General features: G+C 57.7%; 19 protein-coding genes. 8 read left to right on the top strand and 11 right to left on the bottom strand.

Annotated features, from left to right (window positions below; all coding sequences use genetic code 11):
* Nucleotides 1-57: 57 nt before the first annotated feature.
* The 3 genes from G7K71_RS09280 to G7K71_RS09270 all read left to right on the top strand — a co-directional run bounded on the left by G7K71_RS09280 (nucleotide 58) and on the right by G7K71_RS09270 (nucleotide 3,056).
* Complete coding sequence (locus tag G7K71_RS09280; protein ID WP_166345556.1) at nucleotides 58-1,452, top strand: ATP-binding protein; 1,395 nt, start codon at nucleotides 58-60, stop codon at nucleotides 1,450-1,452.
* A gap of 96 nt (nucleotides 1,453-1,548) precedes the next feature.
* Nucleotides 1,549-2,742: a VCBS repeat-containing protein gene (locus G7K71_RS09275; RefSeq protein ID WP_166345553.1), complete on the top strand. Its 1,194-nt coding sequence runs from the start codon at nucleotides 1,549-1,551 to the stop codon at nucleotides 2,740-2,742.
* Nucleotides 2,743-2,840: 98 nt separating this feature from the next.
* Nucleotides 2,841-3,056, top strand: a complete 216-nt coding sequence (locus G7K71_RS09270; protein ID WP_166345550.1) for a hypothetical protein — start codon at nucleotides 2,841-2,843, stop codon at nucleotides 3,054-3,056.
* On the opposite strand, the gene G7K71_RS09265 is transcribed toward G7K71_RS09270, so the two are convergent.
* The 5 genes from G7K71_RS09265 to tnpA form a co-directional block, all read right to left on the bottom strand.
* Complete coding sequence (locus tag G7K71_RS09265) at nucleotides 3,045-3,491, bottom strand: HEPN domain-containing protein (protein ID WP_313884944.1); 447 nt, start codon at nucleotides 3,489-3,491, stop codon at nucleotides 3,045-3,047. The genes G7K71_RS09270 and G7K71_RS09265 overlap by 12 nt on opposite strands.
* Nucleotides 3,488-3,820: a nucleotidyltransferase domain-containing protein gene (locus G7K71_RS19405; RefSeq protein WP_166345547.1), complete on the bottom strand. Its 333-nt coding sequence runs from the start codon at nucleotides 3,818-3,820 to the stop codon at nucleotides 3,488-3,490. Before G7K71_RS19405 ends, G7K71_RS09265 begins: the two co-directional genes overlap by 4 nt.
* A 420-nt stretch (nucleotides 3,821-4,240) precedes the next feature.
* The gene (locus tag G7K71_RS09255) at nucleotides 4,241-4,726 is read right to left on the bottom strand and encodes a hypothetical protein (protein ID WP_166345544.1); all 486 of its coding nucleotides are present in this window, start codon (nucleotides 4,724-4,726) and stop codon (nucleotides 4,241-4,243) included.
* A gap of 171 nt (nucleotides 4,727-4,897) precedes the next feature.
* Complete coding sequence (locus tag G7K71_RS09250) at nucleotides 4,898-6,166, bottom strand: RNA-guided endonuclease TnpB family protein (RefSeq protein ID WP_166345541.1); 1,269 nt, start codon at nucleotides 6,164-6,166, stop codon at nucleotides 4,898-4,900.
* A complete protein-coding gene (tnpA, locus tag G7K71_RS09245; RefSeq protein WP_243174796.1) occupies nucleotides 6,069-6,584 on the bottom strand; it encodes an IS200/IS605 family transposase in 516 nt (171 codons plus the stop codon). Before tnpA ends, G7K71_RS09250 begins: the two co-directional genes overlap by 98 nt.
* A 140-nt stretch (nucleotides 6,585-6,724) precedes the next feature.
* Between tnpA and G7K71_RS09240 the strand changes: the two genes are divergently transcribed.
* Entirely contained in the window at nucleotides 6,725-8,335 is a 1,611-nt protein-coding gene (locus G7K71_RS09240) for a PD40 domain-containing protein (protein WP_166345538.1), read from the top strand.
* A 221-nt stretch (nucleotides 8,336-8,556) separates the two neighbouring features.
* Here the strand turns inward: G7K71_RS09240 and G7K71_RS09235 are convergent, their stop codons facing one another.
* Nucleotides 8,557-9,114: a DUF6141 family protein gene (locus tag G7K71_RS09235; RefSeq protein WP_243174795.1), complete on the bottom strand. Its 558-nt coding sequence runs from the start codon at nucleotides 9,112-9,114 to the stop codon at nucleotides 8,557-8,559.
* Between the two features lie 105 nt (nucleotides 9,115-9,219).
* Entirely contained in the window at nucleotides 9,220-9,600 is a 381-nt protein-coding gene (locus G7K71_RS09230; protein WP_166345532.1) for a hypothetical protein, read from the bottom strand.
* On the opposite strand from G7K71_RS09230, the gene G7K71_RS09225 reads away from it, so the two are divergent.
* The 3 genes from G7K71_RS09225 to G7K71_RS09215 all read left to right on the top strand — a co-directional run bounded on the left by G7K71_RS09225 (nucleotide 9,587) and on the right by G7K71_RS09215 (nucleotide 14,124).
* A complete protein-coding gene (locus G7K71_RS09225) occupies nucleotides 9,587-12,253 on the top strand; it encodes a protease complex subunit PrcB family protein (protein ID WP_243174794.1) in 2,667 nt (888 codons plus the stop codon). The genes G7K71_RS09230 and G7K71_RS09225 overlap by 14 nt on opposite strands.
* A 384-nt stretch (nucleotides 12,254-12,637) precedes the next feature.
* Entirely contained in the window at nucleotides 12,638-13,117 is a 480-nt protein-coding gene (locus tag G7K71_RS09220; RefSeq protein WP_166345526.1) for an RNA polymerase sigma factor, read from the top strand.
* A 2-nt stretch (nucleotides 13,118-13,119) separates the two neighbouring features.
* Complete coding sequence (locus tag G7K71_RS09215) at nucleotides 13,120-14,124, top strand: anti sigma factor C-terminal domain-containing protein (protein WP_166345523.1); 1,005 nt, start codon at nucleotides 13,120-13,122, stop codon at nucleotides 14,122-14,124.
* Nucleotides 14,125-14,149: 25 nt separating this feature from the next.
* Here G7K71_RS09215 and G7K71_RS09210 read toward each other — a convergent pair whose 3' ends face one another.
* From G7K71_RS09210 to G7K71_RS09195, 4 genes are read right to left on the bottom strand one after another with little or no spacing between them, the layout of a single operon-like run.
* A complete protein-coding gene (locus G7K71_RS09210; protein WP_166345520.1) occupies nucleotides 14,150-15,997 on the bottom strand; it encodes a hypothetical protein in 1,848 nt (615 codons plus the stop codon).
* Nucleotides 15,994-17,064 carry an ABC transporter permease gene (locus G7K71_RS09205; protein WP_166345517.1) on the bottom strand — a complete coding sequence of 357 codons (1,071 nt, stop codon included), beginning with the start codon at nucleotides 17,062-17,064 and terminating at the stop codon, nucleotides 15,994-15,996. Before G7K71_RS09205 ends, G7K71_RS09210 begins: the two co-directional genes overlap by 4 nt.
* On the bottom strand, nucleotides 17,061-17,987 hold the full coding sequence (locus G7K71_RS09200; protein WP_166345514.1) for an ABC transporter ATP-binding protein: 927 nt from the start codon (nucleotides 17,985-17,987) through the stop codon (nucleotides 17,061-17,063). The genes G7K71_RS09205 and G7K71_RS09200 overlap by 4 nt, the downstream gene beginning before the upstream one ends.
* On the bottom strand, nucleotides 17,984-20,431 hold the full coding sequence (locus G7K71_RS09195; RefSeq protein WP_166345511.1) for a DUF4350 domain-containing protein: 2,448 nt from the start codon (nucleotides 20,429-20,431) through the stop codon (nucleotides 17,984-17,986). The genes G7K71_RS09200 and G7K71_RS09195 overlap by 4 nt, the downstream gene beginning before the upstream one ends.
* A gap of 574 nt (nucleotides 20,432-21,005) precedes the next feature.
* Between G7K71_RS09195 and G7K71_RS09190 the strand changes: the two genes are divergently transcribed.
* Nucleotides 21,006-21,482, top strand: coding sequence for a hypothetical protein (locus tag G7K71_RS09190; RefSeq protein WP_166345508.1), 477 nt, complete (start codon nucleotides 21,006-21,008; stop codon nucleotides 21,480-21,482).
* Nucleotides 21,483-21,487: the final 5 nt, after the last annotated feature.

Raw genomic sequence — 21,487 nt, 5'->3', positions numbered from 1 at the left:
GCCGGGACACCCATGAGCATGCTGCACGGACCAACCCGGAGAACGGTGGGGAAAAGCATGTTTCAGAGCATCAGAAGCAGACTTGTGGGAACTTATTTTTTACTGGCCTTGTTAACGGTGGGTCTGGTAGAAACCCTTTTCCTGGTTGGGGTAAGGCAGTACTACCTGGCCAACATCCGCGAAATTCTAGAGCAGCAGGCTAAACTGGCCGGCAGCTTTTACGAACAATACCTGGGCCAGGAACAAATTGAACGGAGCGCCTCCGCCCTCCTGGAGGGGTTTGCCGGGATCACTGCCGCCCGCATGCAGGTCATCACCCCCGAGGGTACCGTGCTGGCGGATTCGCTGGGTGATCTTTCCCCACTGGTTATGCCGGATGACCATTGGCGCAGGGCGGTGGCCGGGGAAGTAGCCGCCTGGCAGGGCAAACTTGAAAAAGAACCGGTGCTGGTAGTTTCCGCACCCCTAAAAACCAACGGCGCGGTGGTAGGGGTAGTCCGCTACATGACCTCCCTGGAGCCCCTGGAAGAGATGATCAGGGGCCTGTTATTCCGGCTCCTGCTGGCCGGAACGGCTATCGTGCTGCTGGCGGCCCTGGCCGGTTTACTGCTGGCCAACACCATCGCGCGCCCCGTGGAAGTAATTACCAGGGCCGCGGCCAGAATTGCCGGCGGGGACCTCAATGTACGCATCCCAAAACGCTACAACGACGAGGTGGGACGCCTGGCAGACACCCTGAACCACATGGCCTCGGAGCTGGGCCGGCTCGATCGTCTGAAAAACGAATTCGTCAGCTCCATCTCCCATGAACTGCGCACCCCTTTAACCTCCATCAAAGGATGGGTCGTCACCCTGCTGCAGGGTCCCCCATCCCCCGGGGAGTGGCGCCAGGGTTTGAGGATAATTGATCAGGAAACCGACCGTCTAACGGAAATGGTGGAAGAATTGCTGGACTTCAGCCGCCTGCAGGCCGGGTCCATAACTTTGCGCAGGAAGGAAACTGAACTGGCCGGGCTTCTGGAAAACGTGGTCAGCCAGATGCTTCCCCGGGCCCGGCGGCTCGGCCTGAAGCTAACCCTCAAACCGGTGGCGGGGCTAACCGTTTTTGCCGACCCGGACAGGCTAAAGCAGGTACTGATCAACCTGCTTGACAACTCCTTCAAGTTTACCCCGGCCGGCGGAAAGGTGGAAGTAAGAACAACGGCGGGGAAAGGGCAGGTCACCATTGCCGTCGCCGATGAAGGCTGCGGTATTCCACCGGATGAACTGCCCCTGGTGGGCATACGTTTTTTCCAGGGCCGGGCGGCCAAAAGCGGCAGCGGTATCGGCCTGGCCCTCTGCCGGGAAATTGTCCAGCTGCACGAGGGGCACTTGAAAATAGAGAGTTCTCCGGGTGTCGGAACAACGGTTTACGTTTCCCTGCCTTTAGAAAAACCGCATATAACAGGTTAGTTCTGTAACCTTTTTGTAACCACTCCGGTTTAAAGATCTGATAAACTTGCGCTAAAAGGCCCTTTTTTTTACAACAGCGGCAAAAGGATGGTGGCCATGCGCAAAAAACTTATGTCCGTGCTCATTGCGGGAAGCATAATCCTCAGCGCCTGCGCCCAGTTCCCCACGCCCGGAGCATTGATTAAGCCCCCGGGAACAGGCGCCAGCACTGCCGCCGGAAGAAAGGCGGGTAATCAGAACGAGCTGCTAAAGATTGTGCAGACCTTCTTACCTGCCGGTGCACACCTTTTAGCCCCGGAACCGGCGGGAGAGGTGGCCCAAAGCACCCGGGAATTAATTCAAACCGGCGACTTAAACCATGACGGACAACCGGAAATTATTGCCGGTTACCGCACGAGCCAGGGCAGTGCAGGTGTCCTGGTTCTGGAGGAAATAAAGAACGGTAAGTGGACAAAGTTGTGGCAGGAGGAAGGCGGATATAGTTTGGAACGGCTGCAACTGGCCGACATTACCGGCGACGGGCGGGATGAATTGCTTATCGGCTGGACCATCGGCGCCTCGGCGGGCAATGGCCTGGACATCCTGGCCTGGCAGGATGGAAATCTGAAAAAAATTGCCGGCACAGGTTACCACCGCCTGGAAGTGGAGGACCTGGCCGGTGAAAAAGGTAAAGACGGCCGGCAGGAACTGGCCGTCTGGGTCAAGGACACCGGTGACGCCATGGCCGTAGATGTACTGCGCTGGGATGGGAAAAATTTGATCCCCGCTGAAGACGTTTACACCGCCTATTTCCCAAGGGTGGTGGAGTACTACCGGAAAAGGGTGCGGGAACACCCGCAGTCCAGCTTTTACTGGTACTACCTGGCAGACGCCCTGGTTAAGGTAAGGGAATACCGGCAGGCCCTGGAAGCAGCCGAAAAAGGGATGGCTGCAGACAAGGTAATCTACCCTTCTATATATGGTTTTCAACTGATTAAAGCGCGGGCGTTAACCGGCCTTGAACGCTATCATGAGGCCGCCGCCATCTACCAGGACATCATCGCCGCAGGGGAGAAAAAGCTTCCCCACCCGCAAAAACCCGCCAGTATGGGTTCTGCTATCCGAAGTCTTTTAACTGCCGATCTTTCCCCCCGCATGATGGGCGAAGCCTGTTACGAAGCAGGCGAGATCTACACCAGGTTGGGACAGAACCAAAGGGCCGCTGAATATTTCCAGAAAGCCCTGCTCTACCTGCCCGGCTGGGACAAACCCCGGCAAGCCCTGGAAGACCTCAAATTAATCAAAAATTAATTTCAACCTGAAGTCTTCTTTCCCTAAACAAAACCTTTCCTGGCGCCGTCAGATAAATAGATATAAGTTAAAGAGGATAACCAAAGGAGATTACCGGGATGGATATTAAGAAAACCTACAAACACTTGGCCACCTGCCTGCTCCTGGGGGCGGCGCTGGTAACCGGGGCGGCGGGCTGCGGACCGAAGGCGGGGCCGGGGCAGGCGCCCAGGCGCAACAGGAGCAGGAAGGGCAGCAGCCGCGGCCGGAAAAGGTGGCGGACGGCGGCCGAAAGTTCGCTGTCCGGCCCGCGTATTTCAAGATTAATTATCTGACTCAGAGGGGTTTTCATCTCTTCGATTCTCGATCGTTTCCGGCAGCAATTTATTTATAGTGCTTTCGATTGTTGCCATGAATTGTTTTGCTGCCTCGAGCTGACTGTATGCTTCTTCTTTGCTGACCAGGTAAAAATCGGTATAGTCCGATGATTCACGTTTTATCCGGGCTTTACTTAAGTTTCTCCCCGCAGAGCGTTCGACGAGTCCTGTTTTAACGAAATGCTGATTGAAAAGGGAGATTATGCCAGCATGCTTCTTGCTGTCCAGTTGCTTTAGGGCAAGAAGGGCTCTGGCGGCGGCAAACATGGCGTAATACGAACGCCCCAGGGAGTCGCTGTACATCCCTGAATTCAAAAGTATCTCAGCCGATTTCAAATGCTCGCGCGCTCTCTGTAGTCGGTAGTTGGCCAGGTCAACGCAGTTGTCGGTCACAGCGTTACCCCGTCCCTGGCTATTTCGTGGTAAAACAGAGTTTGATATTCAGCGTTTTTTATAAATTCACTGGTGGAGAGAACCACGGGAGAAATTTTGGAATTGTATTTTAATTCCACGTCCAGGAGGATGTCGCTGATGGTATCAAAGACTTCTTCGTTTCTTTGGTTGACGATAATAAGCACGTCAAGGTCTGATTCGTCGTGGAATCTCCCTGTAGATTTCGAACCAAAAAATTTAACCTCCCGTAAATTACCGGCAAGGGCGGCCTTGATCCGCGAAGAAAATTCCCGAAGCGCCTTTTCCTCGACCGGAGTTAAAAATAACACAGATGCCTTCACCCCCCTCGGGGGAATTTCTTTAAAGAATTATACCATATCCTGTTAGCGTAAACAATGCGGCAGGTGAAAGACTAACCGGAAGGGAGGCTTTACCGGCAGATGAGCCGGTGGAAAATCCAGCGCTGCTTCAGATGGATTTCCCCTACGGGGCCGCCCTGAAAAGTACCGATATACACGAACCTTCCGTTATAGTCAAAATTTTCACCAGGAAAGAAGTTGCTTATAATATCGCTACCAGGGCCATGAACACCGGTTTAACCTATGCCGTCAAGACTTGCTGCCTAAAGAGCGCAAGTGCCACTTGTATCTTGATGCACAAATCAACTAATTACAACTTTTAGGACATAAAACGTGTACCCATGTAGTTTTGACTGGCTAGGCAGCTTTATAATCCATAAACCCGCATGATTATTGGCTCTTAAACTTAAACCGGGTTAGATTAGCAGGCTTAAGAAGCAACTCTTTTAGTTTCATTTCCTCTTCTACCAATATATTCAAAAGAATGTCATGGCCAAAATCTCCAGAATATAAAACTATATTATATATATCGTTCAGTAGCTCTATATGAAACCATGAAGTAATCTGGTTATGAATATTACTTTGGCTATTGTTAATTTGTAAAATAATATGTTTTGTCTCAGCATTCACAGGGCAAACCATTTCCTCCATATTGCACTCTATTTTTAAGGTTCTTATTGAATACTTTCTTAAAGAGTCAATCCCAAAGGTGGTTGCGAGATAGTCTTTATTTTGCAGAGAAAGTATAGTATCATCAGGCCAATATTTTACCCGTATAAACCTGGCTTTATCTAGCATGAACTTAGTAATAGTTATCCAGTCTTTTTGAAGGGTAAGGTCATCTGTGTTACATATTTTATATTGATGAGAATACATTAAATCTTTAACCTCCTCGTGTGAACCTCCCCCAGGACAAGCCCGGGGGCTTCGTCCCGGAGGTTTCTCATGTCATCGGAATGCTGCCTGCTAAAGCGCAGGTCTTACGCTTTCCTCGTGAGCTACATCCCGGCATTTGCCGGGAAGGCCCGGTCCATAGGCGTCTACTACTCATCGTAGATACGTTTTAAAAACGGCTCTTTTCGGCGCCAATACCTGCGGCCGCAGGTATTCCACTTTCCCGGGCAACCTGCGGCCCCTGGTGAAACTCCCGTGCAAAGCTTTGTCCAGGATGCCGCTGGCTCCCAGCACGTCCCGGTGAATCCCGGTAAACCCGCAGGAAACATCGCCGCACCGGTATACGCGCCCGGTTTGTCTGGTGTACTCCCCGCATACCGGGCAGGTGCCGGAGGTGCCACGCTCATCCACCTGTATTAGTTCAGTACCGTGACGCTTGAGCTTGTATGCCAGCAAATCACTCAGCTTGCCGAAGGCCCACTGGCCCATGCGCTGGTTGTAGTGTCTGCCGCAGTCCCTTTCGCGCACTCCTTCCGGGTTGCCGATGTAAACCGTTCTAACGCTCCTTCCCAGGCACCAGCGGACGGCGTTGGCGGATATGGCGTGCAGGATATGTTCTATCCGCCGTTCGATCCAGTTGAGGAAACGGTACTTTTTAGCCAGGAGTTTCCTGCGCTTCCTGGAACCTTCCTTCGTTTTGGAAATGGCCCGTTGCAACTGCCGCAGCACCTTGTTTCTCAAGCGGTTGAGCGACCGGAGCAGCCTGCCGCTGATCACTAAAGCATCATTGCCGTCGGTGATGGTCAGGGCATGCACTTCGCCCGGGTCGATGGCTGCACAAACGTCGCCCTGAACTTTCAACAGGGCCGGTTTCTCCACCGTTACGTGCAGCCAGTACTGGTTCCGGTGCCAGACCAGTTGCGCCTGCAGGATTGCGGCGTTGGTAAGCCTTTTCGGGAGCTTTACCATCAGCGGTTCTCTGCCCCAACCGTTGGAAAGTTTCAATATACGCCCTTTATGGGTAATGGCGGCTTTTTTCCAGGTAACAGTGAAAAACCTTTTCCGGCGGTAAGGGTATTTCCATTCAGTGTGACCCTGCAGGTGCAGTTCCCTGGTGCGCTCGCAGCACTCGAAGTAGGTTTCCACCACGGCCTGCACCGATTGGGAGTGAAGGCCGTATTTGCCTTTGAGCAGCGCTTTAATTGCACCTTCGCTCAGCCAGTAACCATACCTGCCGTATATGGTGCGGTGGATGTTGCAGGCGGCGTTCCAGACTTTGGCCGCTTCCATTTGCAGGTTGCGGGCTAAAAGAGTTTGCTCCGGATTAAGGTGCAGGGGAAACTTTTCCACCAGGATGTCTGCGGCTTGCCCCGGGGAATGAGCTTTCAGTTTCTTGACCGCATTGTTTTTGCACCGGCTCACCCGGTTTCACCTCCTTCCGGAATGATTTTTGAGCTTCGATGTATTTGCGGATAGTTTCGGCGCTTACATTACCGGCTGTACCGATATAGTAACCTCTGCTCCACATGCCGCTGCCCCAGAAGTATTTTTTCTTAAGGCCGGGAAAGGCAGAGAATATTTTGTTGGCGGTGATGCTTTTGAGTTTCCGTACAATACCGGTAGGGGCCACCGTGGGCGGAGCCGATAGGAAAATGTGCAGGTGATCCGGCATGGTTTCCATCTGGATAAGTGTGTATCCGTAAGTGTTGCAGATTTCTTGAATTGTCAGTTTTACGGTGTCTTCTTCCACCCTGCCGGTAATTACCTTATGCCGGTATTTTGGGCAAAACACGATATGGTAATTGATGTTGTAGACGCAGTGGTTCGTTTTTCCATTCATACCATGATTATAGCACTAGAACGGGTGTTTGTGAATACACTTGTCGCCCTAACGGGCGACGCCCCTTTCATCCCACGGGACAAGCCCGTGGGTTTTCAGGGGCGGATTTCTATAAAAACCAGACAAGGGAGATGACCGGGGTGGCTGTTAAAAAGGCTTACAAACACTTAGCCGCCTGCCTGCTCCTGGGGGCGGCGCTGGTGATCGGGGCGGCGGGCTGCGGACCGAAGGCGGGGCCGGGGCAGGCGCCGCAGGCGCAACAGGAGCAGGAAGGGCAGCCGCCCCAGCCGCTGCCGGAAAAGACGGCGGAAATTCACGGGATAAAAGTAACCACCGGCGGCGGTACGGTCAGGGGCGGTGCGATCCACCTGGCCTCCTTTGCCATGGAGCGAGGCGCGCTTGATTATACGCCGGCCGCGGTCATGTTTTCGCCGGACGGCCGGTGGATTGCCTTTCAGGGCAGGCAGGAACAGCCGGACGGCCGGACGGCCGGACTGTGGGTGATGGCCCTGGACGGCTCCGGGGGAAGGCTCCTGGCCCGGACCGGGGAAAACGAATTGACCGGCGGTACGCTGGTTCTGCAACTGCTGGGCTGGACCAGGGACAACCAGGTGGTCTTCGCCCGCCAGGGAACCCAGCCCGACGGAGCCCACCAGGGGCAGCGGGGGATTTCCCTGCGGGCGGCCGCGCCGGATCAAGGAGAGGCCCGGGAGGCGGCCTGGCTACCCGTGCCGGAGGGCATGGTGCGCCAGGTGCAGTTGCTCCCCGGCATTGATGGCGTTTTTGTGCAGGCTTCCCGCGCCCTGTGGCGGCTGGATCTTGCCGACGGCAAAAAAACGCTTTTAAAGGATAATATTCCTTCCTACGACGGCCTTTTTTATCCCCTGCTTTCTCCTGCCGGCGACAGCTGCGTTTACGAACTGTGGGAGCCGGACCAAAAAGGGATTTTCCTCTTGAACCTGAAAAGCGGCCGGGAAAAAGCCCTGGCGCTAAACGGCGAGAACTGGAACTTCCTCCCCCGGTATTCCCCGGACGGCAGTCACCTGGCCTATTACGCGGCGCCGTTGAAGCCCGGTCAAAAGGCCGGCCGGTACGCCAACGACTACGACCTCGTGCCAGGGGAAAACGGCCCCGCGCCGGTAGCCGCGGCGGTGGAAATAATTACTTCGGGCGGGCAAAAGGTTGCCCGTTTAACTGTCCCCGGGGCGAAGGTGGCGAATTTCCGCTGGGGGGCGGACGGCAACCACCTGGCTTTTGCCGCCGGGAAAATCAAGAGCAGCCCCGCCGGCCAGGACGGACCCTGGGGGGAGGCCGCGATGGAATGGCAGTTCCTGTGGGTGGCCGACCTCCAGGGAAAAATGACGAAAGTGGCCGATTTACCCCCTGACGCCGCCTACATTACACCCTTAAACGTCAGCCCGGACGGCAGGCAGGTGCATTACCTGGTGAGCAGGCAGGATAAACGCTCCCTGTGGGTTGCCCGGGAAGGGGAAAAGCCGGTGGAAGTCGCCTCCGTCGTTAATTTCTGGGATGACCTCTTCCCCGCGTCCGGCTGCGCGGACGGCTTCTTCCTCACCGGGGGCGCAGGGGGCGAGGAGGAGATTTTTTGGGTGCAGGGTGACCGCGCAACGCAAATCACCGCCGAAGGCGGCCAAAAGATGGTCCTGGGAGCAAACGGCAAGCGGCTGGTCTATATCCGGGACGACCGGTCCGGCGAGGAGAGCAGGCTGGTGGTATTATCCTGCGAATGAGAAGCGCCGCTATTTCTGGCGAATATTCAATCTCCGGGAAAAGGAGGCTTTTTCACGGCCCCGTGACGATCTGCCGGGCCTGTTCCGGAGTCCGGGCGTCCAGCAGGTTGCTGAAATAGATTAACCAGGCTTTTAAAGGGTCCCTTGGCCAACGGCCGAGGTTCCTGATTTTCTCGATCGCTTTACCGCGTTGCTCTTTCCAGGTAAATGGGCATATGTATTTATTGCACCGCCTTTCTGGCCTTGTAGTTTTTTGTGCCGGTGTCAATTGCCTGGACCAGTGTTTCTGGTTGCTGTGAACCAATCAGTAGAATTTCGCCGCTGGCAAGTTCCAGCTCAACACCCCGGTTGCCCCTTACGGTATACGCCCAGCCGTTTTTGTGCCAGTGAATCCCCCAGCCCGCGTGCTCGAAAATTGCGTTGTAGGTGTAAACCCTGTAATTTTTTAGATTTTCAAATGGTACTGTTCGCCGAAGGAATGGAAAGTAACGGATATGAATTCCTTCGGGGTCGACCACGGTTACTAACTTAGCTGTATAAAAAAGGACAGGAAGGCCGATTACGATCAGAAGGATAAGGGGACCAAAAATTGCCAGTCCAATGTCCGACATTGGTCTATCGCCCCAGGGAACACCCAGAACGAGCTGCTGGAACATTCCGTAACTAAAAAGGATGGCCACCAACAGGGAAACCGGCAGGAGGATGATCCAGAGCCAGATTTGCCGGAACTGCTGTACCTCCCGGTAAATTACGTCTGAGTGAAGGGTTTTCTCAATCATGCGCTCATCGCGGCTGTTTATTTTCTATCCCTGGTTCTGGTATAGACAATCCTTTTGCCTTCATTAACGAGTATTATACCATGGTTGCCGATAACATTGCTACAGCTACAACGATCCGCCACCCGTTAAAAGCCGTGGAAAGTCGTTGCTGAAATAGATCGACCAGGCTTCTGGGGGGTCTTTGAACTGTGCCTGCGACCCTTGATTTTCAATCTCCAGAATTGGACCAGGGGAATTGCCCCGGCATTGCTCCCGGAACAGGGTTTCCCCGGTCGACAATTTTCCTTGTTGCCTGCGGGCAAAGCGGTTATGCCTCGAAATTTTTTTTACCCCGGGAACCTCTCCGGAACCTTTCTCGTCTATACTTAATAAGAAGAAATGCCCCTTTGGAGGCAGGGTCTTATTCTTGTGTTTGGCCTTGCCGGGTTTGTGCTTTACCAGCGGAATAAAATGAGGAAGGACGATGAAGGTGATGACTAAACCCAAAATCGCGGCCTTGATTTTTGGTGTTGTGCTGGTGCTCCTCCTGGGCGCCGGTTGTGAGAGCAAAAGTCTCCGGCCGCTAGGGGCCGCTGCCGGCCAGAACCACCCTGACGCAAGCAATGCGGGAGCAAAAGCAGGAAAAGAAACCCTATCCACCTTAAAGGAAAAATTGTGGCAGGCCGCCGAGGCCAAAGAAAGAAACCAGGTCATTGCTTCTTTCCAGAGCCTGCCGGGCCCGGATGCCGAAGCCGCGCAGGTTCTGCTGGATTATTTAAGGGAAAAGGAGCGCACCGACGCCTGGAACATCCGCGACGCGCTGGTGAAACTGATGACCGCGGAACAGGTGGCGCAGCTGGCCGAAGATCTCACCGCTTACGGAGAAGCCAACGCCGCCAGGTATCTGGTTCCGGTGCTGGCGGAGCGCTTAACCGACGCCCGGACGTTAACCGCGGCCGTCCTTTCTATACAGGAACTGCGGGGGTCCTCTTATCAACTGGTGAAGGCAGCCGGGCAGAGAATCTTTCCCGCTCCCGGCGATCTGACCCGGTGGCTCACTGACGTTTACGCCCGGTTAACTGCACCTGCGGCGAAAGAAGACCTGGTTCTTGCCGCCCTCAATATGGCCCGCGAGGAGCCTCCCGGCGCCAGACGTTCGGCGCTCCTCACCTGGCTGTGGGAGGCACAGGAAAAAGAGCAGGATGCCGCCGCCCGTTCCCGGCAGCTTTTCAACCTGTATAAACTGGGCGAAGAAAGGGCGCTGGCGGCCGTCGACGAACTTTACCACCGCCTTGCTTCGGAAAAAGAAAAAGCGCACCTGATTCAGGAGGCCGGCAACGCCGCCCGCTGGGAGTTAAAAGGCGCCGCCAGGGATGCTGTCGTCCAGTGGCTGTGGAAAACGGCCGAAACGGACACTGCGCCTTTTAGCCGCCAGGAGTGCCTTTACACCCTCTATGAGCTGGGGGAAAAGGAGGCGCTGGACAAACTTGTGAAGGACATCGATAAAAACGGGATGGCTGCTTTGCCGGGCGAAGACGGCGACGCGGGTTTTAGCCGCCCGGACTGGCAGTTCTTGAAAGAGGCGGCCGGGAAATACCCGCAAAGCTACCTGGCGCGGGGCATCAAGGCTTACGAAGAGGTGCGGGGCGAACCTTACTTTGAGCTGGCGCGCCGGGAAAAATACCAGCAGGACTGGGGCGTGTATTTTTACGGTGATGAACAATACGATCCGGAGCGGGAGATCCCCGGCTGGGAAAAGTTTTTGCAGGAATTCTCCCGCCACCCGGCCGCCGACGACGCCGCCTACCGCCTGGCCCGCTGCTACGAAATCGAGGGGCGCTGGGCCGAGGCCCTGAACATGCTGCAAAAAGCCCGCACCTTGCCCGACGGGGACATGCGCTACCACGCCTCCGGCCGCCTGGTCTACGTCCTGGACGTGCGGATGACTGACGAGCAGTTAAAGGAACTGCCGGTGTCGGCGCTGGACCCGGCCTTGCCCCCGATGGTCTCCTATTCCCTGGCCGTCAAGCAAATCCGCCGGGATGACTACCGCCAGGCTGCCGGCGCGCTGGAAGAGATCGTGGGAAAATATAAAGAGGCCGGCAAACTTTCCAACCGGGATCTCTTGCCCCTCGGTTATTTACCCGCCGCCTCCCGATACGATTTCTGGGGCTCTGTAGAAAAGCAACTGACCCAGGTGAAAAAGCTGGCTGATCTCAAAGAACAGTGGGAAAAAACTCAAGATCCCGCCCGCCTGTACGACCTGGCGGCGGCCATCTACCACGACCAGTTCCTTTACTACAACCACCTCTGGGCGGGACAGCGGCAGTGGTACAACTGGCTCGGCTATATCAACGCCACCGCCTCCGGCCGGGCGCCGGCGGAGATGGCGGCCTTTGCCCGGGAAATGATCAACTACAGCCACAGCCTCCCGTATTTCCAACAGGTTTACAGCCATCCCGCCGCTTCCCCCGAACTAAAGGCCAGGGCGCTTTACTCCCTGGGTCTGTGCTGCATCGGCCTGGACCAGTGGGGTCAGGACGCCTGGTTTGCCTTTACCCCCTCGGAAGTGAGACAAAAGATAATCTCCACCTACCGGCAATTCGTGAATGAATATCCGGAGAACTCCATGGCCGACGACGCGCTCCTGGTCCTGGGCGCCTACACCGGCGACGCCGGTTACCTGGAAAAAATCATTCGAGAATATCCTCAGGGCGACGCGGCTGAAAAGGCGCAAAGGCTCCTGGAGGAGATGAAATTACCTCTTTACGTAAATATCCGCCCTTATGGGTCGGCCGTGCCCTATAAGGTGCTGGTTTCCGGGGATGCCGGGGATTTATGGCGCGAACTGGAAACCACCGCTCCCGTCCCCGAAGAAGTAAAAAAGTGGGTGGCGGCCAACAGCCGGCAGCCCTTTGCGGGCTCCTTTACTTCCGGGCAGTGGCGCTACATCTTCATCGCGGCCGGCGAAAAACCCACCGCCGGCTATAGGGTGGAGATTACCGGCATCCACGATGACGGCCGGGGCAAACTAACGGTGCATTACCGGGTTGCCGGCCCGCCGCCCGGCGGGGTGGTAGCGCAGGTAATCACCCACCCTTGCGTGCTGGCCCGCATCCCGGCAGGCGGCGCGGCACCGGAGTTTCGGGAGGTGAGGTGACAAGCGCCCGAACGCCGGGCGAACTGACTTAAGTCAGGGCACCCACCCTTTTTGAAGATTTTTTAATTGAAGCGGAAAGACTCTATGGTTGAGTTCAAATAATTTTCATGAGGTGTCAGGTATTAAAGATTAGCTTATTGCGGCCAGAAAGAAGCCCCCTGTTAAAGTTGGAACAGGGGCGATTTTTTTAGGGGAAAAATTGTGGATAGGGGGTGGTGATGTTATTCCTTTTTTATTCGCCCCCCTTTTTTTGTTGTAAAATCACCTGTAACCTTTTCTGGTTTTCCACCGTCTTTATAGAATGAAAAAGAATTCTTTTTCATCCAACCCGCGCCGGATGCCATCAGGCCGGCCGGCAAAAAGTTCCTGAAGGAGAGGGGGCCCTTGTGGCAGGAATTGTACCGGTTGACTTACCGCTACTTCAGCGGCCTGGGGCTGACCCGGGAAGATGCCGAGGACCTGGCCCAGGAGACGCTGGTGGCGGCCTACCTCCACCTGGACGGGGTGCGGCCGGGAAAGTTAAGGGCCTGGCTTTTCACTGTCGCCCGCCACAAGTACATTGACTGGCTGCGCCGCTCCCCCAAGGGGGTGGTGCTGGTGAATTTTCCTGCGGAAGAGCTGACGGACGGGGTACGGGGTCCGGAGGAAGCCGCGCTCGCCGGGGCGGTCCGGGAGACGGTAGCGGCTGCGCTGAACCGCTTAAGCCCCCCGGAGCGGACCCTGCTGGCGCTGAAGTATAACCTGGGCCTGAACACGCAGGAAATAGCCTCCGTCCTGAAAATAAAACCCGGAACCGTCAAGGTAAGGCTTTTCCGGGCCAGGCAAAAGTTCAAAGAGGAATTCATCAAGCTCTGGGAGGGCTGATCATGACCGAAAAAAATTTTAACATGAGCGAAAAAGAAAGTGAAACTTCAGGAGCACCGGCCGGGAATACGGAAGGACAATCTTTATGGGATGAGCGGCGCTTTTTGCGCCGGGTGCGGTGGCGCAGTGCCCTGCGCACGATACTGATTGCCCTGGGAGTGATGGGAGTAAGTTTCGCGCTCCTGTTCATATGGACCAGGCACCTCCTGAACGTACAGGGGAACCGCATCGACAGTTATTACCCCGACCTGGTCCGGTACAGCACACCCAATACCATCGCCATCCGCGGCTCCTGGCAGGATGTGGGCTGGCTGGGGCAGCAAAGGGAATACTACCTGGTCCGGATGGTGGGCAACCGCCCCGTTTACGTAGGCACCACCAGGGTGGAATACCAGGTTTGGGGCGGGGAAATGTTCTGGGAACCCGACCACACCGTACTGCAGGTGGGCGTCCGGGAATACCTGCTGCCCGGCGCAGTCCCGCGGCTCAGGTTTTTCCATCCGGCGGTAACCCACGACCAGCTTCCCCGCCAGTTTGACCGCCTGAAAGACATACCCGCCGGTAAAACGGTAGAAATGGCCCTGTCCTTCAGCCGCCTGCTCACCAGGGAAGAGATGACCGCCTTGCTTCCCGCGGGGGTGGAGCCGCTCTGGGGCGCCATTTCCGCCTACAGCAACGAGGAAATTGCGGAGGCGGGCAAGAAAAGCCCCTTTGCGGCATACAGCCTGGCACACCGGCTGGTGGGCCTTCCCCTGGGCGGCTTCCGGGACGGGGAGGACGCGGAGCCAAGGTTTACCGAAGAAAAATTTCCCGAAGAATTGCGGCGTTTAAGCGGGATTCCCAGTTACTCTTCTGAATTGCTCAAGCGCACGGCCGATTATTTACAGCAGAACGGCATTCGCTACTACGGCCTGGTGGTTTGCGGCAAACCGGCCGACCTTTTAAAATTGCGGGATAACCCGGTGGTTTCCGCAGCCGTTGTAGGAGCGGTCGCCGGGAGGGAGTAGCGGGGGCACAGGGGATGAGCCGGCTTTATTCTTCCGGTTTTACCCCCTCGAAATACTGCCAGACCAGGGACTGCAGGGCCGGCGGCAGGGGCGCCCGGGACAATGACTCCCGGGCTTCGGCCTTATACGCGGCGTAAACCTCCCGGTAGGGACGTATGGCCCCCAGGGTGGTGGGGGACTGGTGCAGGCCCACCTGTTCACCGGCTTCACCGGGACGCACCTGCCCGGCCACCCGGGATTCCTCCCCTTTGCCTCCCAGTAAGAAGGGGGCATAGATTGTCTCCATTCCTCCGCCGGAATGACCGGCTCCCTGGCCGCCCGTCCCGTTGCCGCCGCCACCCCTGCCGCTGCCATTACCACCCCGCCCACCGGAAGCGGTATTCTCTCCACCGCCGTTACCGCCACCGGTCCGATCTCCGGTGCCCTGGCCCTGACCGGTGCCCCCGGCCCCGCTCCCACCGGCGCCGTCACCGGAACCACCACTTCCGGCAGCGCCGGTACCGGCTACACTCCCACCTGCCGCCCCCGGCGCACCAGTGCCTGCACCTGCCGGATTTGCGGCTCCACCGGGGTAACCGCCGGCCCCGGCTATTTCGGCCCCCGGACCGGTGGGATAACCGGCGTTTCCGGCCACAGCCAGGGCAGATGCCGGAGCCCCCGCAGCCAGTTGCCGGGCCAGGCCGTTAAAGACGGAGGATGCCGCGGCCAGCCGGGAAGCAGCCAGGGCTGTTTCCGCCAGTTCACCCAGCGCAGAGGCCAGGGCTTCACCGGCACTGTCAGAATGATTACCCTTACCGCCTCCTACTCCCCGGGAAGTGCCCGCCGGATCACCCTCCAGCACGGCCCGGGCCGCATCCCGCAGGCTCTGGCGAAGGGCAGGGGTTTTCACCGTTTCCGCTCCCTGGAACAGGGCCAGGGCCCGCTCTTCCCTTTCTTTCCCGTCAGTTGCCCCGAAGAGCTGGCGGGCCAGCTCCCGGGCTTTCGTAGCGTCTCCGTTTTTTAAAGCGGCTGCCAGGCCCATTAAAACCCGGTCATTTTTCCGCTCCCAGAGGGCCGCCAGTTCCCGGACATCCCGGCGGGCGCCGGGGTTAAGGCCGGCCAGCAGGTCATCCAGCTTCCGGCCCGACCGCTCCAGGCGGGTGGCCGCTTCCACCCGGTTGGGGGCCCGGCTCACCGCCCGGGGAAGAGCTGTCAGCTCACGGCGCAGCTCCTCAGGAAGCAGCCCCTGCGCCCCTATCTTTAACTGCTGCACCTTTTCCACCGCCAGCCTGGATTGCCTGGCCGCCTCCGCCAGGGCCGCCCGTTCTTCACGCCGGGCGTCCCAGTGGGAAGCAAGGGGATTGGGCAGCAGGGAAAGGACGAGCAGCACCGCCGCCATCAGGCCGGCGTGCCCCCAGGGCCCGGCGGCGGGTATGACCGGGTAAATACGTTCCACCCTGGTACCCAGCTCACGGCAGGCAGCCAGGGATTCCCCTACCGCCGCCTGTGCCCAGGGATCCGGTAGCGGCTGCCCGGCCAGGAGGCGATAGGCGGTAACGGCACGCCCGTCCAGGCCAAGGGAATCGGCCACCCGCACCACATCCAGGGCATCGGGACGCCGCCAGGTACGCCAAGCTGTCACCAGCGCAGCCGTAATCCCCCCGGTAAGGGCAGACCATAAGCCGGACAACCCCACCGGCAAAAGCCGCAGCAACACCAGTGAGGCAGCAGCCAGGGCCATCCCCCACAAAAGGGCCAGCCGCAGGCTTTCCAGCAGGTAGCGGGTGTGCACCCGCCTCCCCAGCGGCGACAGGGCGTCCGCCAGGCCGGCATGAGGCCAGCCATAGCGTTTCTTTTGAAAAGACAATAATATTACGCGAATGTTATTGCTCATAACGGAATCCCTTCCTGCCCCATGGCCCTGGCCCGCCGGGAGGCCAGCCACACCGACCAGGGCTTGCGGGGGGCAATGACCAGAACCGATACTACCAGGGAGATCACCGCCAGTATTCCCTGGCAGAGGGCAAAACGGGCCCACGACGGTAACCCGGCCCTTCCCGGGGCCCCGGGATATACGCCCGGGTAGCCCGGCCCGTAAGCATACCCGTAAATATAGGTTCCAGCTTCCGGACCCATCCGGAACTGGCGCAGGATTTCGTTAAGCAGCGTTCCCACCAGGGGGATGCGCCCGCTCATGGCCAGCCCTTCATTTTCCATACCGGGCAAAACCGGGGACAGAGCCGCCAGGGGGCTCAGATAAATATACCAGGGTGGGCCGGAGACGGACTCCCACGACTCACCAGCCCGCAAGATCACATCCCCAGCCGGCTGCCTGCCGGCACTGGCCACTCCTGCCACCACCAGGGAACCAAAAACCAGCATAAAGACCAGGACCAGGGAAACAATGGTGGCCGCCTGGCTGCGGCGCAAAATTGCCGACAGGGCTAAGCCCAGGGCGCCGTAGCCCAAACCGGTGGTTAAGGCCACCACCAGGGCCATGCCCATGTTGGCCAGGGGTACCCCGCCGAAAAGAAAGACCACCGCCAGCACCGGCAGGGCAGCCAGCACCAGGAAGAGGAGGTAGGCCACCGAGGCCAGCCACTTGCCCAGGACAATTCCCGTTAAAGAAGCCTTTGTTACCAGCAGGAGATCATAGGTGCGTCTCTCCCGCTCGCCACTGATAGCTCCCGCAGCTACGGCCGGGGCAATAAAGGCCAGGAGCAAGATCATGCCCAGGGCCAGAAGGCTGTACAGGTTTAAGCCCACCTGAGGCATTATGTGGCTGGTGCGCTCCAGAATAAGCCACAGAAAGGCCACCGTACCGGCACTCATCAGCCCCAGGAAAAAGCTGAGCAGCAAAGGGGAACGCAGTCCCCGGGTACGGCCGCGCATTTCCTTGCCCAGCATGGGAACCAGGCCGTTGCGCAGTCCTTCCCACTGGTTCCGGAGGAATGTTTTCATGCTTTATCCCCCTCCCTGGCCAGCTGCAAAAAGGTATCCTCAAGGCTCTGCTGTGTTTCGGCAAAATGAGTTACCGCCGCCCCGGCGGAGATCATCTCCTTCAACAGGGCCGCCGCCTGGGCCGGACCGTCGGACAGACGGAATTCAACCTGTTCCTCCGTGGTGTTGATTATTTCCACTCCCGGCCACTCCTCCAGTACGGCCATCGCCGGGGCCAGGGAACCGTAACAGCGCACGATGAAATTCCGCCGGTGAGCGGCGGCCAGCACTTCGTGCAATAGCCCCTGGCGTACGATGCGGCCGGACGTAACCATGCCGATATGGGTACAGAGATCCGCCAGCTCCGACAGGATATGACTGCTGATGATGATGGTTTTGCCCAGGCGACACAATTCCTTTAAAATTTCCCTCATTTCCACCCGGGCCAGGGGATCCAGGCCGCTGGCCGGCTCATCCAGGAGCAGCACCTGGGGATCGTGGATCAGGGAGCGGGCCAGGCAAAGGCGCTGCTGCATCCCGCGGGACAGGGTATCAACAAAGGCATCCCGCTTATCCCCCAGTTCCACCAGCTCCAGGAGGTCATCCCGCAACCTGGCCGCTCTCTGGCCCCGGATGCCGTAGGCAGCCGCGTAAAACAAAAGGTACTCCCCCACCCTCAAATCGTCATACACCCCAAAGAAATCGGGCATGTAACCCACAATGCCCCGCACCGCCCGGGGGTGACGCACCACATCATAGCCTCCTATTTCGGCCACACCACCGTCGGGCAGCAAAAGTCCGGCCAGGATGCGCAGGGTGGTGGTCTTACCGGCCCCGTTTTGCCCGATGAACCCGTAGATGGCCCCTTGAGGCACCGCCATATCCAGCCCCTGCAATGCCATGATCCGCCCGTAATACTTAACCAGACCGCTGGTACGGATCATTTCATCACCCCCCTGTAGGCCACCGTGGGCGGCAGGAAGTAGAATCCTCTCCCGGAGGAAAAGCTCTCGCCATTTACCCGCAGCAGTACTTCCCCGTCCGGCTTGACATATTCTCCAGGCAGGGTAAAACTTTTGGCCCCTGCCAGCGGCTCCCAGCGCCCCCGTCCGGGGTGGTATATTTCCAGGGCGCCGGGCGCCACATCCCCGGCCTGGGAAGAAGGCGGTCCCACGGCCCCCCTGGGCATACCGGGAGTGGACCGGGCGGGAAAGAAAGGCAGTTCCACCGTAATTTCCTCCACCTTTGCCCCGGCGGGCAAACACGGCCGGAAGGCATAGGTTATGGAACCGCCATCCAGGCCAATCAGGTTATTATGGCCGGAGATGCCCCGCACCTGCATATCCACCGGTTGAGGCACAACCAGGCCCGGGGGTAAGTCAAAAGCACCTCTGGGGATCGCCAGTTCCGGGCGCAGGAAAATCATGCTGAGGTAGTGGGTTTTGGCCCGCAGGTTTTTCACTTCCACGTCCTGCAGCGGGTCGTGGGTCCAGGCCACCAGGGTCAGGGGCTGACTCACATTCTCCACCGGCCCGTAGCGGTACATGCCCAGCCACTGTTCCAGCATCATTGCCCGGCGCTGCTCCTCAACAGTCAGCGGCCGGGGCGGAGGCTGGTAGTCCGGCGGGTAAGGCCCCCTCGGCAGAGCCCCAGCTTTACTCTTATCACTGCGACCACCCGGTTGCAGGAAAATCTGCCAGATGGGCAGATGGGAGCGCGGTGTGCCCTGGGGGTTGTAGGTAACCGGCCCGGGGATGGGCATATTCACGGCCACCTCCTTACCCGGCGCCAGGTCCCCCAGTCCCCGGTAATCATCGCCCAGCAGCAGGGTAACGTGATCCAGGTGCAGGGCGGTACCGTTTTTCACCGTGCCGATCAGCCGGGACCCCTCCACCCGCAGTTTTGCCGTCAGCCCGGCAACAGCCTCCGCCATGTCCTGGCGAAAAGCAAGGGTGCGCATGGTCCACTGGGATGCATCGCTGAAACGCACCTCCAGGTCGTTGCCGCGGATTACGGTATAAGGCGGTTCTGCGGGCGGGCCATAGATCTCCCAGGACCGGCCCCCAAAGGTTTGCACCTGTACCGAACGGTCACCCCCGGCCAGGGTGGCGGTAAAGGTGGGCCGGGTGGGAGCAAAAAAGCCCACCGCCGTATATCCTTTAACCCGGTCCCCGGTGGCGGCATCGGCCACCTGTACCGTGTTGACCAGTACGCTGGTGCCCGCCCGGAGCATGTAAAGGTAAAGGCTGCCGGTAAAAATCACGGCCAGCAGGGGTACGGCCAGCCAGGTAAACTCGGGCCGCTGCAACTTCCGCAAGACCAGATAAACCAGTGGCCCCGCCATCAAAATATAGGCCAGCAAACAGATCCCCACTACCCACCAGCGTGGAAAGGCCGTCCGGGGCAGGTTGTTGGGCAGGTGGGACATACTCTCCAACCGGACCATGGGGAATGCGGGGTTAAACTTGTATTCCTCTTGATTTCTTGTCATGAGAAGCTCTTTCCACAAGGCCTGCCCAAGGGAACCCCGACTGAAGGGGGCTTGATTGGGATCGAAGGTAAGCACGGTAATTTTACCGTAGCTGTAATCTTCCTGCAATCCCAGCGGGCTCTCCGCCGGCCCCCACCAGGTTCCCTTCCCGGCCAGACGGGCTGCGGGGGCGCCGGTTACCTCTGAGGAGGGCTGTTTCAACCAGGCGGCCGCCGGTTGCCAGTTGCCCCGGTCAGTTATGCCCTCGCTTTTAATGGTAGTAGTTCCGGCGGGCAGGACGGCCAGGGTATCGCTAATCTCAAGCCCTCCAGCCAGGACCAGGTGACCTCCGAACTCCACCCAACCGGCCAGGGCCCGCCGCTGTTCTTCCGTCAGGGTACCCGCCCCGGACCCGGTTACCAGGATGGTGTCAAAGGCATTTAAGTCTTCACTACGCCGGGGAAAAAGATCGGCGCTCAGGGAAATTATCCGGGGAGCCCGGGGAACACCGTCGGGCATGGTCAAACGCACCTTCTCCAGCGCCGGGGGCACCTGCCCAAGCACCCCCACCGCCCCGGCCATGGGACCGTGTATTACGCCGGCGGTGCCCGGTACATTCACTTCTATGCTTTCCAGGACTTTTTGCCCCTCCAGAAAACGGAAGATCATCTTGTCCCCGGGACCATGCCAGGGAAACCACAGCACCACACGCTTTTCCGCACCGGCAGGCAGGGAAATTTTCTCGCCAAAGGCCGAAGCGGGAATAAAAATGGGCGGCCCCGGTTTGGTACCGGGTGGAGAACCGGGAGGCGGAGGTGGTTGGTGCTTATAGTGGTTGATTACTTCCACCACACCGCTGATGTCCCGCCCGCTGTTATTTCTCAGAGTTACCACCGCCGGGCCGGGTTTTCCCGGCACCACCTCCCCCTGCCAGCCGGGCTCAACATTAATTTTTACGGGACCGGACTGACTTTCTGGATCAGGGGCGGCAAAAACAGCCGGCAAAAAACAAAAGATCAATACAACTGCCAGTGCGGCGGTGGACCATCGCCGCAACGGCAGCCACCACAAGAGTTGAGCGATCACACCGGGCGGGTAGTAACACTTCCCTGACTGAAAAGGCAGAAACCGGCCCGGGTAAGCATAACAACCTGCACTTCCGGCCAAGGTTTTAGTTAACCATCTCATCAATTTTGGACACATCGAACTTCCAGGCACGCCCCTTTCACTTCAAATCAACATATACTCTATCCATACCCCTACATCATAAGACGAACCGGAAGGCCCTCCGGTTCCATGGCCGGGAAAATTTTTTTAAATTTTTCTTTATGGTCATAATGTCCGGAATCCTGTCTACCGGGTTCATTGCAACTTTATGTCGAAGGGAAAAGAGGGGGCAGGTTTCTTCTTTTTGCGGCAGGTAGCAGGATTTTCTTGTTTTATGAAGAAAAAAACAAGGGGCTGGTTATTCCTACCTGGAGAGACTTATAACATGTTTGGAGAGACATTAGCTCAGGCTTTACTGGCCCTGCCCGTACAGGACCTGCCTGAAAGCATAACCATGGCCATGGCCGTTTTTGCCCTTCTGGGCCTGCCGCTGGAATGGAAAAAGATTGCAGCGGTAGCCCTTTTACAGACAGCCACCAACCTGGTCCGTTTACTGCCCATTGCCTTTGGGATGCACACGGTGATCTTGACCATTTCCCTGGCAGTTTACACCAGGCTGGTCACTGGTGCGAGGCTCAGCAGGGGTTTTTTTGCAGTTCTCGTCTGCTTTATTGTAATATCTCTAGTCGAATTGATTAGCGTTAAGCCATTGATGGCCTTAAGCAATCTTTCATATGAACAGGCAGTTAAAAACCCTCTGTTAAGGGGCCTTTTCAGCCTTCCCTATGAGATTGCTTTATTAATGCTGGCCCTGGGGAAAAATTATTTCAACCAGCGGAATCGCAAACAAGCATCCAGGTGATGCCT

Origin of the sequence: Desulfofundulus sp. TPOSR, assembly GCF_011393055.1 — a bacterium.
In the GTDB taxonomy this organism is placed as follows: Bacteria; Bacillota; Desulfotomaculia; order Desulfotomaculales; family Desulfovirgulaceae; genus Desulfofundulus; species Desulfofundulus kuznetsovii.
This window is presented reverse-complemented; position numbering and strand designations above follow the sequence as displayed.